We start from the raw sequence: 18537 nt of genomic DNA, 5'->3' as shown, positions 1-18537 counted from the left end.
TTTATTTTTCTCTGCAATAAATATTTTTAAACTTCAGAGAAATATTCATTATATTTTTTCTGTTATTTTTCCTTTTTTTCTTTTGTAGCTTGTTCCATTTTTTTACGTCGTTCTGCTCTGGCAGCTCTTCTAGCAGCTCTTCTTTCTTCTGCTTCAAGGTCCGTCGTTTTTTCTTTTCTAGTCTTAACGGGTACATCGATAGATTCCTCTGGTTCAAGTCGTTTCTTGATTTTTTCTAATTCTCCCGTCAGTGCAGCATAGTTGTAAAAACGAGTTTTAGCATCTTTGACAGTCTTTTCAAATAAAGCTTTCGCAAGACTTGGATTAGCATTTTCTAGCGAGGAAAAACGAACTTGTTTCCTCATGAAATTAGGCATAGTAGAAAAATCAGGTTTTTTGTAGTCCAAAGTCATTGGGTTCTTGTTTTTTTCGACCATTGCAGGGTTATATCGATATAATGACCAATAGCCAGAAGAAACAGCTTCTTTTGCTTCTTTAAGCGATTCTTTCATTCCACCAAGCAAACCATGTGTGATACAAGGCGTATAGGCAATGATTAAAGAAGGTCCAGGATACTTTTCTGCTTCTTCAAATGCCTTTATCGTCTGCATTTGATTGGCACCTGAAGCAATTTGCGCCACATAAACATTTCCATATGTCATCGCCATCATTCCTAGATCTTTCTTTGAAGCATACTTTCCACTAGCCGAAAATTTAGCGATTGCCGAAGCTGGTGTTGCTTTTGAGGTTTGACCGCCAGTATTGGAATAGACTTCGTTATCCAAAACAAGAATATTCACGTCTGCTCCGCTGGCAAGTACATGATCGATCCCGCCAAAACCAATGTCGTAAGCCCATCCGTCTCCACCAATCATCCATTGGCTGTTTTTTACGAATAGATCCTTTCTCTTGTATATATCCCCCAGTTCAGGGACAATTGATCGTTCGCTTTCGATAGCAGCTTGCAGTTTTGCTGCTCTTTGCTGCGTTCCTTCACTCTCAAACATGTGTACCAACCAGTCTTCCATCAATTCTCGTAGTTCTTCTGATACTTTTGGCAATACTTCTTTGATTGAACTTGCCAAAGCCTCGCGACGAGTCTGTGCCGCTAGAAGCATACCATAACCAAATTCAGCATTATCTTCCAATAAAGAATTTGACCATGCAGGCCCTTGACCACATTCATTTGTCGTATAAGGAGAAGCAGGAGAAGCACCGCCCCAAATAGAAGAACAGCCTGTCGCATTCGCGATCATCATTCGATCACCGAACATTTGTGTCAATAATTTTACATAAGGTGTTTCGCCACAGCCTGAGCAAGCGCCCGAGAATTCAAGAAGCGGTTGATTGAATTGTGTAGACAAGACAGTATTCTTTCCTTTGACTGGATTTGCTTTTTGTCTTAATGTCATTGCAAAAGCCCAATTCACAGCTTGTTCTTTCTGTTCTTCATAAGGCTTCATCACTAAAGCTTTTTCTTTTGCGGGACAAGCCTCTACACACAGACCACAACCTGTACAGTCTTCCACTGAAACTTGGATACGGTATTTTACGCCGTCTGCGCCTCGCATTTCTCTCACGATAAATCCTTCTGGCGCTTCTTCCATTTCCTCTTCATCTGCTAAAAATGGACGGATGGCAGCATGAGGACAAACAAAGGCACATTCATTACACATCGTACAGCGATCACTAATCCACTCAGGTACTTCTAAAGCGACGCCCCGCTTTTCCATAGAAGCCGTTCCTAAAGGCATCTCTCCTGTTGTCATTCCATTTGCTACAAGTGTACCAACAGAGAGTCGATTTCCTTCCTGTGCATTCACTGGTTCAAGTATTTCTTGTACATAACCAGTGTTCCTTTTATTGATTTTTTCAGGCATCTCCAACGTTCTCCAATGGTCTGGGATCGCGACTTGATGAAGCAGTTCGGTTGTCCGATCGATTGCTTGTATGTTTTTTTCTACGATAGCCATTGATTTATGTCCATAGCTTTTCAGGGCTTCTTCTTTTAGCAGCGGAATCACCTCATCAAAAGGAATGATGTCAGCTAATTTAAAAAAAGCCGTTTCCATTGCCGTATTGATCCGGCGTCCCAAACCGACTTCTTGGGCCAATCTCATGGCATTGATCATATAGAATCTAATGTTATTTTCAGCCAAGTAACGTTTTAATTTTAAGGGCAGATGCGTTTCTAATTGTTCGTCGCTCCAAAGAGTATTCAATAAAAAAATGCCACCTGGCTTCAATCCTTTGACCAAGTCATAGCTATGCAGGTAAGCTGGTGTGTGACAGGCAACAAGGTCCGCATGCTCGACAAGATACGCAGAACGTATCGGCGTATCTCCAAAACGAAGATGAGAGACAGTTAGACCGCCAGATTTTTTCGAATCATAATAAAAATAGCCTTGCGCATATTTATCGGTGTGATCTCCAATAATCTTGATAGCTGATTTATTTGCTCCGACTGTTCCGTCAGATCCAAACCCCCAAAACTTGGCCTGGAATGTTTGCGGTTCTGTCAAATCCAGACTTTCCTTTGGTTCCAAAGATTGATAAGTCACATCATCCACGATCCCTATGGTAAACCGTTTTTTGCGTATGCTTGGGTCTTTTTTCAATTCATCAAAAACTGCTGAGATTTGGTCGGGAGTCACATCTTTAGAACCCAATCCGTAGCGACCACCAATAACAGCCGGGCGAAGTTCAGAATCATATAACGCACTTTGAACGTCTAATAAGAGAGGTTCTCCACCTGCCCCTGGTTCTTTACTTCGATCAAGAACAGCAATTGTTTTTACTGTATGAGGCAACTTTTGCACGAATGTTTCCACTGGAAAAGGACGATAAAGATGGATATTCAAAAAACCTGTTTTCCGTCCGTTTGCATTCAAGTAATCAATCGTTTGTTCAATCGTCTGTGCAACTGATCCCATAGAAACAATGACTTCTTCCGCATCGTCTGCTCCGTAATAAGTCACCAAGTCATAAGAAGTTCCTCGTAATCGGTTGATCTCTTTCATATATTTTTGAACGATTTCAGGTAATTTATCATAATAGGGGTTGATTGTTTCCCGTTGTTGAAAATGGATGTCTGGATTCTGGTTCGTACCACTAACAGTCGGATGATTGGGATTCATCCCTCGTTTACGAAATGAAGCTAATTTCTCCTGATTGATCAGAGGAGCTAATTCTTCATATTCCAAAACTTCGATTTTTTGAATCTCGTGACTCGTACGGAATCCATCAAAGAAATTCAAAAAAGGTACTTCTCCTTCAATAGAAGCAAGATGGGTAACAGGTGCTAAATCCATCACTTCTTGTACACTGCTTTCAGCTAACATAGCAAATCCTGTTTGTCTTGCAGCCATCACGTCTCCGTGATCTCCGAAAATATTCAACGCATTTGTCGTCACTGCCCGACTAGCAACGTGGAAAACACTTGGCAGTAGTTCCCCAGCAATCTTGTACATATTCGGTATCATCAAAAGCAGCCCTTGAGAAGCGGTATATGTAGTTGTCAGTGCACCAGTTTTCAATGATCCATGGACCACACCAGCTGCTCCTGCTTCGGATTGCATTTCTACTACTTTTACTGGTTGACCGAATACATTTTCTTTTCCTGCTGCTGACCATTGATCTACTAATTCGGCCATGGTCGAACTGGGTGTTATTGGATATATTGCAGCAATCTCGGTAAATGCATAAGAAATATATGCGGCTGCCGTATTGCCATCCATTGTTTTCATTTTTCGCATGATTCATCATCCTTGTTCATATTCTCTCTTATTATCTGTTCCATTATAACGTAAAACATGCCATTTTTTTCTTTTATTTATAAAAATATTTCACATATGTCTATTTGAATTGGTCATCTAATTTTTAGACAAACAGTCTAAATCGTTGCCTTTTTTTGTCAGACATGTATAAACTATAAGCGAAAGAGGTGTTTTAACATGGATATATCAGTGATTGATGCAACGAAAACAAATACACAAAAAGGAATCCTTTATGGTTCATCGAATGCTCCTAAAAAAATGGTCGAATTCATCAACTTAGCTTGTCCGTATTGCCGACAATGGTTTGAAGAATCTTATGATCTATTAGAAGAAGCAGTCCAAAGCGGGCAATTGCAGCGAGTGATCAAATTGTTCGATAAAGAAAAAGAAAGCTTGCAGCGAGGAAACGTGATGCACCGGTATCTCACAATCAGCGATGGTCAAAAAGCGATCAAAGAGATCAAACAAATATTCGATACTCAAGACGAGTGGAAACATCTTTCTCTCCAAGAAGTAGCGGATTTTGCAGTAGATAAACTAAAGCTGACAGAACAAAAAGACGAACAGCTGAGCCAAGCTGTCATCAACGAAGCTGAGCAAGCACATATTCGATTTGTTCCGACTGTCATCTTGGGTAAAGAAATCTTTGATGAATCTATTTCAATAGAGGAATTAAAAGAATTGATCCAAACAAAATAAAAAATAAGGAGCGTGGGACAAAAGTAAAGAACACTTTTGTCTCACGCTCTAAACACGTATAAACGGCGGAAGCAGAAGCAACTCCTTCTTATTTCTTGGAGTTAAACGCTTCTGTCCCAGCCTCCTTATTCCGAATAAATGGTGTCCAAAAGCTTGCATCTGCCAGAGTATCTCATTTCTTATGACAAGCTGAGCAAATTATCTCCACCAAATAATTTATTCATATTTTTGACTTGCGCATACTAACTAATTCTTAAATTTTCATACAAAATTTCTCAATTTCCCTTAACGAGTAATATTTATGTACGGTGATTCTCACTAGTATCCCAATCACTTTTTAAGTTATCCCGATTTCAATTCTACTTCAAAAATAGTTGCTTTTATGTATGCTGTTAGTTGATTAGATGGTCGTTTGTTGAGCTAGGTCGTTTATTTTAAACAAGTTGTTTCTTTAGCTTATACCTATCTCGTCTACCAAATGCAAGATGGCAAACACAAATGCATACGCATCTATATTTGCCACTTTGATTCGTATAAAGCTAACAACTCTTAACTCCTCTCATCTAATAGTTGCTCTCTTTTTTATTCAGATTCATTTTTGCTGATCACAGCCTAGTATTTCAATGGTTTTGAACACTAAACCAAATTGTTCCATTACAACATTCACTGGCTGATGAAATGGATTAGTAGATTTCGATTATTCAAAGCGATTTTCTATTGGTGGATCGTGTTCCCAACTAATAAGACGGATTCCAAACCTATCGTACAGATCTTCTAAACCACTTATAAATTTTGCACCTATTTCAGGTGTTTTATTGCGTGGATATTCTATTGTTACGCCATTAAATGGATACCAATTAGGATTAGGCTCTCTTTCTTTCTGTACATCTCCCATAAAATAGTTAGCACTTTCTGGTACATAAGATATTCTTCGACCATCCTCTAATTCATCTAATAAGATATTTCGTGATCGTCTATCACTTGCTAAATGTAGACGCCACGTACGATACCATGCCATGCTACCTGCATCTGCAGAAAATCCATCAAATAATGCAACAATTGTATCTTCTATCACAATCCTTTCCCCATCTACTTCATATTCTAATCTAAAATCAAACTCCCCTCGGGTAATTTCTGGCCTTGGTGGCTTAGGACCCAATATTATTCTACTTAAAACCGCATTCGTTCCCAGATGAAACACAGCTATAACAACAATAATGATTAATATTTTGTTTCTATTTGATAAATTTCTCATTATTCGCACATCACCTCTACATTCTCACATACTAGTTCGTAATACTCCTTTAATATCAAAATATCTAATGGTCGTAATAATATTCGCTATGAATTCCTACTACTCGTATAAGAAAGGCCAAATCATCAGCTTTTACTTGCTGATGATTTGGCTTGTTTCTATTTATCGTAATTGTTTTCTAATCACCAAAATTGTTAACAATCGGTTCAGATATTTCCCAGTTGATTAAGGTAATTCCGTATTGTGTCAAAACTTCTTGCGCTTCTCCGAAATTAAGTACAGTTCTTATGTATCCACTTTCTCCTAATATAAAGTCTACCTCTCTTCTAAAACCTTCCTCGAGATTTCTAAGAGCTATATGTGGTTTTAATGACATTGATTGTACATTTTCCCCCATATAATATTGCGCACTTCCTCGACTAAAATAGATTCCTAGATCGTCCCCAAAAGGTAGATCTTCTCTATCACTAGCTAATCTACTTCTTCATCTTCGTTCTCTTTTCATAGAACCTGCGCTGAACTCACATCCGTTAAACTCAGCTATGACAGTATCTTCAATTATGTTAAGCTGTCCATCTAGTTCGTATTCAATCCTAAATGGAAATTCTCCATAGGTGATTTCCGGTTCGGGTATTTTAGGCGAGATTAATGCAAAGAAAGGAAATATTAAGCTTGGTAACATCAAAAACACTCCTCCTATAATCACAATTCCCGATGCAATCCAAAATATAATTTGTACAATTCTCATTGATCCATTGTATTCCATTTTATTCCCCCTATTACTATTCATATCCGCCTATCTATATCGATCTTCCAATGCAGAGATAATTGCTTCCATACCTTGATTTTTTACTGAGTTACCTATGCGAGATATCATTCTCCACTAAGGTGCATCATATTGTCTATCTAACATGATTAATTCTCCAATAGGTGTATACTCCTCCAAAAACAACATTTAATGCATCTCCTTCGACAACATAAGCTACCATGTTTGCTGTATATGTGTTTGAGTCTAAGTCATAAGCAGATAAATTTACTGTCGCTGGATTAAATATAATCGCATTCGTATTTATAGCTACTGAATTTGCTGCTTCAGCACCACCTTTTGAATGTCCGATCATTGTGATTTCAATAGTAGGATTTACGTGGACAGCCCTCACCGTTTACCCTGACCATTATAGAAATCTCTTACTTTTTTGAACTACGCAACAAAGGATACAATGCTCCTAACTTCACTGTCTCCATTTTTGTCCACTAAGGAATATAAAAAATAGGCATTAGTTCATTTAATTCGGTCACAACACATTACCTTTTAAATCATTATACTGTATCTCATACATTATTATCAATAAACTATTATAAAAATGCAAAAAATGCTTTATCAATCTATTTTGTAATTGATCATAATATCATTGAAATCATACCCTGTATCGATTTTTCCTATGAATCTCGTCTCTTTGTGATTGACGAAAAAGAGGCAAGACAGACACTGGAATGGTAATTTTACCCACTATTTTGCTCCAACTATTTGTAATCGTACCCACTTTTGAAATACCAAGATGATCATTTTAATTGATATGCTGATTCCCAAGCAAAACCCCAAGAAATTAAATGCTCTATCGCATCTAGCTTCTTGGGTTTTGCTTATATAAATTCCAACATTTAAATTTTTTATGCTGTTCGGTCTCAGAAATGCCGTTTTTGCTTATATCACAATATCAAGATGTCAAATTATTCGTGTTGCCGATGACTTTGATTAATTTTTTTCAAATTGTTTATTAAGATTAATGCTGTCTTTTTGCAGATACTAATGTTCGAACTTTTTAACATTATCATATGATCCTGCAAGTTTTAACTTCTTACCATTAGATGTTATCAAAGTTATAATTAACCTTGCCTTTTTCCCATTAGGATCTTTTATTTTATGAATTTTCTGCAGGTAATCTCTCCTAATGGCAACTATTTTTACCTCATCAGTGCTGATAAACCATTGATCATCCACATACATACTGCCTGTTATGTTGTGTTTTTCCATTTCTTCCGAGAACGAAAAGTTTAAGGCTCGTTCTTGCTTCCAAAGTTGAATGAGTCCATGGATTGGACTTAGTGTGAGAATTGAGAACAACAATAAGAATCCATATCCTCCCGCAAACATCCCTAAGGCTATACTGTCTCTCCATCCATAAGTAGGATTAGAAGAGAAAAGAGTCACCGTTTGTAATAATATGAAAAGGAATAATCCAGCACAAACACCAAAGATAACAACTCCAAACATTGAATTTTTATACAATGACCATTTATTTATAGGCTTTTCTTTCATTTTACTTCCCCCTACTGTTCTGTTCACACGGAATGAATTCAAAGTTCATAAGCCCTCCTCTTTGAACATATGAATACGACTTGCTAACTATACTTTAAAAAAGCTTGTTTTAAGCGGTTATAGGCGAGTTGTAATCTCTATTCATCTCATTAGCAAATAACTTGCCGAAAAGTCTACTGAAATTAAAGCAGATAGTGGAAGAATTATTTAGCCAGGATAGACACTATTTGTGAAACACATGTCTTTACTTTTGAAATTCTATGATGAAAAGCCTTGGAATACAGTAGCTCTTAATTGGTAATACTTTTTCCATTATAAATAACCTCTTTTCATTTTATATTTATCCCCTCTAAAAATAATATCTAATCTAATATTTTAAACTTATATTTCCCTCGCTGTGCTAATAGAGCATTACTAAATAAATAGAAACTAGAAAAAAGCATTACGCCTGCCAGAATAAACCAATTATTTGAAACTATAAACGCCACCATAGAAGAAACAGAAAACAGTATAAGCATTATAAAAATTATCAACAACCTTGATCCTTCTTTTATAGATTCAGGAAACAGTATAATTTTAGTACTAGACAAATTGTTTACACCGATTAGTGTTAAAATATCTTTATTCTTCTTGCTAACATAACCCTTTATGCACAAAAGAACGGCTATACTTAAAGTAACAAACAAATAACGTATTCCAATAGAAAAATCACTATAAATACTCTCTAGGACAGAACCGACAATTGAAGAAGTCACTACCGCAAATGCTGGACCTATCCAAGCAACATTAGAATGTTCTTTCTCTCTTTTCCTTTGTAAATCTTTGTTGAGTATTAATCTATTTATTTCTTCTGCAGGCAAGTTAATTTTCATAACCTTATGGGGGACTATCCAATTGAAAATTGGAAAAAGGTAGCCTCCCCAAAAAGTATAGTGATCTGTGTCAATCAGATAATAACCTGATTTTGATTCCAGAATAACATATCTCAAAGCCGAACGAAAATTTTTCATGAATATCCATATTCTCGCTGTTTCCACGCCTAATTCCCCCAATTCCAATTAAATGGATTTATAGCATCACCAATTATGTTAACTGCCTGACCACCTCATTAATAAAATTGGCACCACTATCCCATGCTTCAACAATGCTATATATCTATCAAACAAAAAATGGAAAACTAAATACTCGCGCACATAAATTTTACATTCTGTTTTTTATAAGACTAATAATAATCATTGAAAAAATTTCTTATCGGTGGCGCATATTCCCAATTGATTAATGTGATCCCATATTCTGCAAGTATTTTACGAGCTTCTTCTAAGTCATAGTGAGAAAAATGCATAAAACCTGCAATACGATCACGGACTGTGAGCTGTGGCTTGCTTCCACCATCATTCATAAAATATCCAGCAGAGCCACTACTTAAACTGATTGTTACATCTTCACTTTCTATTATTAAGAATTCATAATGAAATGCTTTCAACTCTCCACTATTATTTAAAAGTTTTATACTCCAACTTCGTCTAGGTTGAGTTGTCACATTCCCTCTAAAACTTCCTATAAATTCTGCAATCACCGTATCTTCAATCAAAATTCTTTCCTCATCTATTTCATATTCAAGACTAAACGGAAATTCTCCATATGTAATCTCTGGCAATGGTGGTGCTGTAGTTCTCCAAATAAATACAATAACTGTGAATAGAAAAAATCCAACGATCGATATAAATGTTATGAGACCTGCTCGAAGTAAAACCCGATATAATAAAAATGCTGTATTTCGCTTTACTATATCTAGAAAAATAAAAAGTACTGCAATCATAATGATAGTAAAAGTTGTAAAAAAGCACACTTTTTGCCCTCCCTTTACAAACATCGATTCTCAAATTCTAAACCAAATCTTGATAGTTCAAGTTCAGGTATAACGTATACCAACCATACATCCCAATCACTATTTATGAACTTATGATTATCACTGAATAAGTCACTCCATCCCCTTGTTAAAACTTCTACATTAATTACACCTGGTTGTTTTCGACTAGCTAATCCAATGAACTTATCAACCATCCTTGTCCACCAACCACGAGAATCTTGACCAGAAGTAAGAAAACCAGTTCTCAAGGTTGATCGAGCAGTTCCTTCCAGTTTTTAATTAATCTCCAGTTATAGATAAATACTTGATCCTATCTATATCAGGACTTCTATATTAAGCAAAAGTTTATGTATAAAACTAAAATCTTCATTCAGTTGTCTCCCCGCTTTTTATACGATTGTATTAAAAAACAATAGAAGCCTTTCAAAATTATGTTACTCCAGTAAAGTTGGAATTATAGTTTGACGGAAGAAAAGCAAGTATAGCTTTTAAAAAAAACTGATACATTCGCATCTCCTGCTTCATGTATCAGTTTTTTCTTTGGATTAAACTGCTTCTTCACGCAGTTTTTCCGCAAATTCATTTATTTTGCGAATTCGGTGATTAATTCCCGATTTTGATATTGCACCTGAGGGAATCATTTCCCCTAATTCTTTCAAGCTGACCTCTGGATGTTGAAGCCGAAGTTCTGCGATTTCCTGAAGTTTTTCAGGAAGGGCATGTAGACCGACCTTTGCTTCGATCAATTCGATGTTTTCGATTTGTTTAGAAGCCGCATCAATCGTCTTGTTCAGATTTGCTGTCTCACAATTGACTAGACGATTGACCGAATTTCTCATATCCCGTACGATTCGAACATCTTCAAATCGGAGCATTGAGTTGGTTGCACCAATCAATGTTAAGAAATCAGCAATTTTTTCTGCTCCTTTTAAATAAGAAATATAGCCATTGCGCCGTTCAAGCGTTCGAGCATGTAGACCGTAATAATTTAACATATCGCAAATGTCTTGGTTATGCTGTTCATAAATAGAAAATATTTCCAAATGATAACGGCTCGTTTCCGGATTATTGACTGAACCTGAGGCCATAAAAGCACCACGTAAGTAAGAACGTATTTTTTGCGAATTTCCCATAATCTCGTCCGAAACGTGTCCATTGAACATCATACCATCCATGATATCAAGATCCATCAACACATCTTTTGTGCCTTGCTTCAACCGGACGATATAGACATTGTTCTTTTTTAATTTCATTTTTTTACGAACGAGTAGCTCACTTCGTACCTGATAATGATCTTTCAAAAGAGAATAGATACGTCTGGCAATTGCAGCATTTTCTGTTTGGACGTTCAAAATAAACTGCTGGTTCACAATACCTAAAGAGCCGTTCATTCGCAGCAAAGCAGCTAATTCCGCTTTCGCATGTTCTCGATGAACTTCCAAACCAGTTAGTTCTTTCTTCACATCTGCAGCAAATGACATCCTATTCTCCTCCTTTCTCCAACAATAAATTGCTTAATATTTTGAACCGAAAACTAAACGGAACAATTCTTCTACTACTTTGTCTCCATCGTGGAAGACACCACCATCTTTCAATTCTAAAAAGTCGGTGGAAATCACTCGACATCCTTCATTTCTCAATCCGTTGAAGTCGTGTGCGACTTGTACTAGATACTCATCATAGATCTCTGGGTCCATATAATCTTCAGGCACTTTTTCCGTATTGACCAATACTGTATCGATAAAAGGCTGATTCAAATGCTTGTGTAAAACACGTATATGATCGGCATCTGTGAAATGTTCCGTTTCCCCTTTTTGGGTCATGATATTACAGATATAGACGGTTTCAGCAGTTGTCTTGAGCATTGCTTCGCCGATTTCTGGTATCACTAAATTTGGAAGGATACTGGTGAATAAACTTCCGGGTCCCAAAACGACCATGTCGGCGTTCATAATTGCTGAAACGACTTTTCGAGCCGCTTTGGCTTCACTTTTATCATTTGTGTTGCAGACATACACACGGTCAATAGTTTTACGGTTGATCGCGATTTTAGATTCTCCTACTGCAGTCGTTCCGTCTTTAAAAACAGCATGCAAGGTCAAAGGAGTTTCTGAAGAAGGATAAACATGTCCATCTACATGCATCATTTTTGCTAATAATTGAATCGCCTCATAAGTGCTTCCCCGCATCTCGGAAACTGCGGCAATGATCAGATTACCGATCGTATGATTGGCTAAAAACTGATCTTCCTTTTTGAAACGGTATTGGAAAATATCTTCATAGAATTGTGGCATATCCGATAACGCCACTAAGACATTTCTCAAGTCACCAGGAGGAGCCATAGCGATCGATTCTCTGATTGCACCGCTGCTTCCACCATCATCTGCAACAGTCACTACTGCTGTGATATCTGCTCCTTGATTTCGTAAACTTTTCAGGATAACTGGCAGACCAGTGCCACCGCCGACCACTACGATCTTTGGTTTTCTTATCCGGTAGGTTTTCATTTTCACGACCGGTTCACCGTCTCTTTCCTTTTATCCTTGTCCCGATGTGTCACATTGACTTTATAGTTTTTCCCTAAAGCATTTGCCAAACGTTCAGTCAATGCCACAGAACGGTGTCGACCGCCTGTACAGCCGATTGCAACTGTCAAGCTGCTTTTTCCTTCTTTAATGTATCCAGGCAATACAGTTTCCAGAAGATCCAAAAATTTATGGTAGAATGATTGCGTTTCATCAAAGGACATCACATAATCATAGACTGGCTGATCTTTTCCGGTCAATGGTCTTAGTTCCGGGATATAATGAGGGTTGGGCAAAAAACGCACATCCATCACAATATCCGAATCGATCGGCAACCCGTATTTAAAACCAAATGATACAAATTCGATCCGAAATCCTTGGTCTCCCTTTGATTTGAATGACTCATTGATTTTTTCACGTAATTGTCGTGGTGTCAATGTTGTCGTATCAATGATCACGGAAGCTTGGGCTTTCAAGTCGTCTAGTATCGCCCGTTCTTTACGTATCCCTTCAGTGATCAAACCGTCCATCGCCATTGGATGTGCTCGTCTTGTTTCTTTGTAGCGAGCCACTAGTTCTTCGTCTGAAGCATCTAAAAATAAGATAGAAGTGTCGATGAAGTTCGTATTTTCGATTTCGATCAGCATGTTTTGGATTTCTTCAAAGAAGGAACGAGAACGCAAATCCACTCCTAAAGCCATTTTTGTGACTTTACCTGATTCTTTGATCAATTCCCAGAATTTTGGAATCAATCGAGGCGGCATATTATCGATACAAAAATAGCCCATATCTTCAAAACTTTGGATAGCTACTGTTTTCCCTGCACCACTCATACCTGTTATGATGACTAATTGCAAATTATCTGTCATATTTACGAACCCCTCTCACATTGTGCATAATAAAATTATATCATTCCGGGCGTATCATTACCAGTTTTCTTTTTCTTTTACAAAAAGATTTGGACCAAATATCTTTTAGGATATTTGCCCCAAATCCAATTTTTTTACTTTTCCGATGCTGTATCCAATGCCTCGCTTCTTTCAGCTAATGCACGTTCGATCGTTCGATCCGCTAAAATAGATTGAGCATCGATCACTGGGTAATGATTATCTTCAGCAAATTCATGCATCAAAGATAATTCTGTGCAACCTAGGATGACTTTTTCACAGTTTAGGCGCTCTACCGCTTCCTCTAAGATTTCGTAATAGAGCTCTTGATTCAAATAATCCGATTCCTTGATCTCATGATAGATCAGGTAATTGATTTTTTCTTGAAGCGCAGTATCAGGAATCACTGTTTCGAAACCAAGATTTTTGACTTCGCGTTCATAGATTCCAGCTTTCATACTTCCTTCTGTTCCTAGAATCGCTACTCTCCCTGTCGTATGCTGACGGACAAGTTCATTTGCTGCTTCTCTTGGCATATGCAGGATAGGAATATCCGTTGCCGCTTGTAATTCTTCAAAAAAGTAGTGTGCGGTGTTACAAGTCAACACAATGAAGTTTGGTCGCAATAAATTTTGTTTCTCAATATCATCCAGCAGAAACGGCATTGGATTTTCTTCTGATCGATCTAAAATATAAGCTGTACGATCAGGAACTGTTGCATGATTGAATAAGACATAATTCAAATATTCTTGATCTTTTGTAGCTTTCGTTCGGTGGTTGATCAAGCGAACAAAACTTTCTGTCGCCATCGTGCCCATTCCGCCTAAAATACTGAAAAAATTCTCCATGAACTAGCCTTCTTTCACATGAAAATACTTTTTGAATCTTGGAATATAGTTATGGAACATATATTTCATCAACAACCAGCGCTTGATTGACCGGTCTTTTTCATAAAACACAGTAGTACCGTAACGATTTTCTTTGATCATTTGCTCAGCTAGTTTTTTGTCTTCATTTTCCCTAGCATATTCTAAAAAGATTTTTTTGGGCACACCCATCCATAATCTTGCTTTATCTGATTGATTCGTTCCATAGGTCGTTTCAACAAAGGGTTTGTTGAACACTCGATCTTCTGTGACAAAACGAGCCAGATTCAAGCCGTTCAATGTCACAAAGAAACTGCTACGACCTTGTCTCAAATTGATTTCAAATAATTTATATTCTCCATCTCTAGGATCATACTTCATATCGAAATTGGCAAAGCCTGTATATTCGATTTTTTCCAAAAATGCCTTAATGGTTTGATAGATTTTTTCGTTATAATCTGGCATGATCACAACGTAATTACCAATCGATGCTGGTGTAGGATCTTCTAACAGTGGATGACCAAGACACATCATCCGAACTTGATGATCTTCATCTACATACGCATTTAGCACACGCATATTACTATCATCACCCGGGATAAAATCTTGTACAATCATTTCACTTTTATAACCGGCTTCGTATATCCGGCCTAAAATTAAATCGAACTCTTCTCTAGTCTCTAAAATAAAAGCTTTTTTTCTTCCTTCAAATTGGACAGAAAGATACTCCACACTGTTTGCAGGTTTCAAAGCAACTGGGAATTCAAAAGGCAATTCCTGTTCCAAATGTCCATTTACTAACATTTCTTCTCTGACGATCAATGTTTTAGGATACGGAAGATCATATTCTTCACAAACTTCATAAAAGCTTACTTTATTGATCAGTCTTTCAAATAAAGAATAATCAATATATGGACAGATAAAATATTCTGACAGCTCTTGTTTATGTTGGGAGATCAATTCTGCATATCCATCACCACAAGCAATCAAAAGATATTTTTTACTCTTATCAGAATATCTTTCTTTTGCCAAACGAAGCATCGTCTCGATAAATACAGGGTCTTTATCAAATCCTGGAATAACTTCTACATTGACAATTTTACTGTAGCGGGTAGGGGCTAACTGATCCGAAGCATATGCTTGGCAGATTTTGCCGTATGCTTCATTAAAAGAACGTGCCATACCATAAACGTTCATGTCGCTTCCTAATAATATAGGGATAAATTCTTCATTTTCAATACTGTTCATCATTATCTCTCACTTACTCATAATCTCTTGTTTTTCTTTTCCAACTACACAAGCAATATCATACCATAAAGAAAAAAGCAATCAAAGGAAACTCCTCCGATTGCTCAATTCTTTTTTGAACGGATTGAACTTATAGGAAGTTTTTATCTATACCAATCAGTGTAGAAAGAACTACCATGTAATGATTCTAGAACACTGATATTAATAAAACAAGCAAAAATTCATTTTTTTATGTTTTTTTAACTATCTCAGCTATCTATCCTCTTTATACCATTATTTTTTTCAAATAGTGACCTGTATAACTTTCTTTTACGTTAATGATTTCTTCTGGTGTTCCAGTCGCAAGGATCGTTCCTCCACCTTCTCCACCTTCTGGTCCTAAATCAATGATATAATCTGCTGTTTTGATTACATCTAGATTGTGTTCAATCACTAAAACTGTGTTACCAGCATCTACTAATCTTTGTAATACATGCAACAAGCGGGCGATGTCATCGCTATGAAGTCCTGTCGTTGGTTCATCTAGTATATAGAAATTCTTTCCATTAGAGATTTTGTGCAATTCACTGGCAAGTTTCATCCGTTGTGCCTCACCACCGGACAATGTCGTTGCTGGTTGCCCCATCGTCACATAACCTAAGCCAACATCAACAATCGTTTGCAGTTTGCGATGAATCTTTGGAATGTGCTTGAAGAATTCTACAGCATCTTCTACTGTCATTTCCAAAATATCAGCAATGCTTTTTCCTTTGTAATGCACTTCTAATGTTTCAGAGTTATATCGTTTGCCATGACATACTTCACAAGGAACATAGACATCAGGCAAAAAGTGCATTTCGATCTTAATAATTCCATCCCCGCGACAAGCTTCACAACGACCGCCTTTTACGTTGAAACTAAAACGCCCTTTCTTATAACCCCGCATTTTTGCCTCGTTCGTTTGAGCAAATAACCCACGGATATCATCAAATACACTTGTATAAGTCGCTGGATTACTTCTCGGCGTCCGGCCGATTGGGCTTTGATCGATATCGATGATCTTTTCGATACTTTCGTAGCCGGAAATTGTCTTGAATTTACCTGGCTTAGCAGAATTCTTATTTAATTTTTGCGCTAACGATTTCTTTAAGATACTATTGACCAATGTACTCTTTCCAGAACCAGACACACCTGTGACTGCTACAAATTCTCCTAATGGAAATTCAACACTAATATTTTTCAGATTGTTTTCTGAAGCACCAGTGATCTTGATTGCTTTCCCATTACCTTTGCGGCGTTCTTTTGGTACAGGGATTGATTTTTTCCCTGAAAGATATTTCCCTGTCAAAGAATTTTCATCATTAGCTACTTCTTCAGGAGTGCCTGCAGCCACGATTTGTCCGCCTTGTTCTCCGGCCCCAGGTCCGACGTCAATCAGATAATCTGCTGCCCACATCGTATCTTCATCATGTTCGACTACAACGAGGGTGTTGCCAAGATCACGCATTTTCTTTAATGAGCCAATCAGTCGATCGTTGTCGCGTTGATGCAATCCGATCGATGGTTCATCTAAAATATACAAAACTCCAGAAAGATTCGATCCAATTTGTGTAGCCAATCTGATTCGCTGCGCTTCTCCCCCAGATAATGTTCCGGAAGCGCGACTCAAAGTTAGATAGTCTAGTCCCACATTTTCCAAGAATGAAAGTCTGTCATTTACTTCTTTTAAAATCGGTTTGGCAATTACTTTCTCTTGTTCAGATAACGTTAAGTTTGAGAAGAAATCTACTGCTTTTTGAATAGACAACTCATTTGTTTGCCCGATATTCGTTCCATTGATTTGAACAGATAGAGCTTGGGGATTCAATCGATAACCTTTACATGTCTGACAAGTTAATTCTGTCATATAAAGACGCATTTGCTCACGCGTGAAATCACTGTTCGTATCATGATAACGACGCTCGATATTCTTTAATACCCCTTCGAAAGTCGTTTCTACATCGCGAACGCCACCAAAATCATTTTCATAATGGAAATGGAAAAGATCATCTGTCCCATTCAAGATGATCTCCTGATGCTCTTCCGGTAATTCTTCGAATGGTGTATCTAAATCGATACCGAAACTTTCACAAGCCTGCGCTAACATTTGAGGATAATACTGAGAGCTGATTGGATTCCATGGAACGATAGCACCTTGACTAAGTGTCTTCGTTCTATCTGGAATCACTAAATCTTGATCGACTTCTAATTTGACACCTAAACCATCACAGTCTGGACAAGCTCCAAAAGGCGCATTGAATGAGAACAGTCTTGGTTCTAGTTCGCCAACAGTAAATCCGCAATAAGGACAGGCATAGTGTTCGCTAAACAACATTTCTTCTTCACCGATCACATCAACCAGAGCATAGCCGTCTGCCAATCGCAGGGCCGCCTCTAAAGAATCAAATAGACGAGAACGAATCCCTTCTTTCACAATGATCCGGTCGATGACGATCGCGATATCATGTTTTTTGTTTTTCTCCAGCTCAGGCACTTCACTTAAATCATAGATCTCACCATCGACTCGAACGCGGACGTATCCCTCTTTTTGGATTCGTTCGAATATTTTTTTATGTTGTCCTTTTTTCTTTACCACGATCGGTGCCAACACTTGGATCTTTGTGCGCTCAGGCAAAGCCATTACTTGATCTGCCATTTGATCTACTGATTGACTGGTAATCTCGATATGATCGTTGGGACAAATCGGATGTCCTACACGTGCAAACAACAAGCGTAAATAGTCATTGATTTCCGTCACAGTACCTACTGTCGACCGAGGATTTTTACTTGTTGTTTTCTGATCAATAGAAATCGCCGGACTCAATCCGTCGATGCTATCTACGTCCGGCTTATCCATTTGTCCTAAAAACTGACGAGCATAAGCAGAAAGGCTCTCTACGTATCTCCGCTGCCCTTCAGCGTACAGCGTATCAAATGCTAGGGAACTTTTTCCAGAACCGGACAAACCTGTAACGACCACGAATTTATCTCGTGGAATCGTTACATCTATATTTTTCAAGTTATGGGCACGTGCACCGTGAATCGTAATTTTATCGTTAGCCATGTTGTCCTC

At 37.6% G+C, this 18537-nt stretch carries 13 protein-coding genes and 2 pseudogenes; 1 reads left to right on the top strand and 14 read right to left on the bottom strand.

The window, feature by feature from the left end:
* Window positions 1-62: 62 nt before the first annotated feature.
* Window positions 63-3755 (bottom strand): pyruvate:ferredoxin (flavodoxin) oxidoreductase, encoded by a 3693-nt coding sequence (gene nifJ / locus MKX69_RS05160; RefSeq protein WP_341009125.1) that lies wholly within the window; start codon window positions 3753-3755, stop codon window positions 63-65.
* 198 nt (window positions 3756-3953) lie between these two features.
* Between nifJ and MKX69_RS05155 the strand changes: the two genes are divergently transcribed.
* Window positions 3954-4475 (top strand): DsbA family protein, encoded by a 522-nt coding sequence (locus MKX69_RS05155; protein WP_002306480.1) that lies wholly within the window; start codon window positions 3954-3956, stop codon window positions 4473-4475.
* A 697-nt stretch (window positions 4476-5172) separates the two neighbouring features.
* On the opposite strand, the gene MKX69_RS05150 is transcribed toward MKX69_RS05155, so the two are convergent.
* From MKX69_RS05150 to uvrA, 13 genes and pseudogenes are all read right to left on the bottom strand, one after another.
* Window positions 5173-5730, bottom strand: coding sequence for a hypothetical protein (locus MKX69_RS05150; RefSeq protein ID WP_341009123.1), 558 nt, complete (start codon window positions 5728-5730; stop codon window positions 5173-5175).
* 178 nt (window positions 5731-5908) lie between these two features.
* Window positions 5909-6520, bottom strand: a pseudogene (locus MKX69_RS05145) (hypothetical protein).
* A 112-nt stretch (window positions 6521-6632) separates the two neighbouring features.
* Window positions 6633-6890, bottom strand: coding sequence for a hypothetical protein (locus MKX69_RS05140; protein ID WP_105223546.1), 258 nt, complete (start codon window positions 6888-6890; stop codon window positions 6633-6635).
* Between the two features lie 647 nt (window positions 6891-7537).
* Window positions 7538-7765, bottom strand: a complete 228-nt coding sequence (locus MKX69_RS05135) for a hypothetical protein (protein WP_341010497.1) — start codon at window positions 7763-7765, stop codon at window positions 7538-7540.
* Between the two features lie 36 nt (window positions 7766-7801).
* A pseudogene (locus MKX69_RS05130) lies at window positions 7802-8050 on the bottom strand (hypothetical protein); the annotation flags it as partial.
* 362 nt (window positions 8051-8412) lie between these two features.
* Window positions 8413-9087 (bottom strand): DUF443 domain-containing protein, encoded by a 675-nt coding sequence (locus MKX69_RS05125; protein ID WP_341009120.1) that lies wholly within the window; start codon window positions 9085-9087, stop codon window positions 8413-8415.
* Window positions 9088-9272: 185 nt separating this feature from the next.
* Window positions 9273-9923, bottom strand: a complete 651-nt coding sequence (locus MKX69_RS05120) for a hypothetical protein (protein ID WP_341009118.1) — start codon at window positions 9921-9923, stop codon at window positions 9273-9275.
* Window positions 9924-10465: 542 nt separating this feature from the next.
* Complete coding sequence (whiA, locus tag MKX69_RS05115; protein ID WP_156248970.1) at window positions 10466-11401, bottom strand: DNA-binding protein WhiA; 936 nt, start codon at window positions 11399-11401, stop codon at window positions 10466-10468.
* A 33-nt stretch (window positions 11402-11434) separates the two neighbouring features.
* A complete protein-coding gene (locus tag MKX69_RS05110) occupies window positions 11435-12433 on the bottom strand; it encodes a gluconeogenesis factor YvcK family protein (RefSeq protein WP_341009115.1) in 999 nt (332 codons plus the stop codon).
* A complete protein-coding gene (rapZ, locus tag MKX69_RS05105; protein ID WP_341009113.1) occupies window positions 12430-13314 on the bottom strand; it encodes an RNase adapter RapZ in 885 nt (294 codons plus the stop codon). Before rapZ ends, MKX69_RS05110 begins: the two co-directional genes overlap by 4 nt.
* 134 nt (window positions 13315-13448) lie before the next feature.
* Entirely contained in the window at window positions 13449-14180 is a 732-nt protein-coding gene (locus tag MKX69_RS05100) for an aspartate racemase (protein ID WP_002296517.1), read from the bottom strand.
* A 3-nt stretch (window positions 14181-14183) separates the two neighbouring features.
* Complete coding sequence (locus MKX69_RS05095; protein WP_002294441.1) at window positions 14184-15449, bottom strand: D-aspartate ligase; 1266 nt, start codon at window positions 15447-15449, stop codon at window positions 14184-14186.
* 262 nt (window positions 15450-15711) lie between these two features.
* A complete protein-coding gene (uvrA, locus tag MKX69_RS05090; protein ID WP_002296519.1) occupies window positions 15712-18528 on the bottom strand; it encodes an excinuclease ABC subunit UvrA in 2817 nt (938 codons plus the stop codon).
* Window positions 18529-18537 lie beyond the last annotated feature (9 nt).

The sequence above is a fragment of the Enterococcus sp. FSL R5-0957 genome (assembly GCF_038008005.1).
Lineage (GTDB): Bacteria > Bacillota > Bacilli > Lactobacillales > Enterococcaceae > Enterococcus_B > Enterococcus_B faecium.
Note: the sequence above shows the minus strand (reverse complement) of the source record. Positions and strands in the feature narration are given on the sequence as shown.

Coding starts and splice junctions, on each gene's coding strand:
- rapZ (WP_341009113.1), bottom strand. CDS start 13,314: ATGACAGATAATTTGCAATTAGTCATCATAACAGGTATGAGTGGTGCA.
- MKX69_RS05135 (WP_341010497.1), bottom strand. CDS start 7,765: ATGGAAAAACACAACATAACAGGCAGTATGTATGTGGATGATCAATGG.
- MKX69_RS05155 (WP_002306480.1), top strand. CDS start 3,954: ATGGATATATCAGTGATTGATGCAACGAAAACAAATACACAAAAAGGA.
- MKX69_RS05120 (WP_341009118.1), bottom strand. CDS start 9,923: ATGTTTGTAAAGGGAGGGCAAAAAGTGTGCTTTTTTACAACTTTTACT.
- whiA (WP_156248970.1), bottom strand. CDS start 11,401: ATGTCATTTGCTGCAGATGTGAAGAAAGAACTAACTGGTTTGGAAGTT.
- MKX69_RS05150 (WP_341009123.1), bottom strand. CDS start 5,730: ATGAGAAATTTATCAAATAGAAACAAAATATTAATCATTATTGTTGTT.
- MKX69_RS05100 (WP_002296517.1), bottom strand. CDS start 14,180: ATGGAGAATTTTTTCAGTATTTTAGGCGGAATGGGCACGATGGCGACA.
- uvrA (WP_002296519.1), bottom strand. CDS start 18,528: ATGGCTAACGATAAAATTACGATTCACGGTGCACGTGCCCATAACTTG.
- MKX69_RS05095 (WP_002294441.1), bottom strand. CDS start 15,449: ATGATGAACAGTATTGAAAATGAAGAATTTATCCCTATATTATTAGGA.
- nifJ (WP_341009125.1), bottom strand. CDS start 3,755: ATGCGAAAAATGAAAACAATGGATGGCAATACGGCAGCCGCATATATT.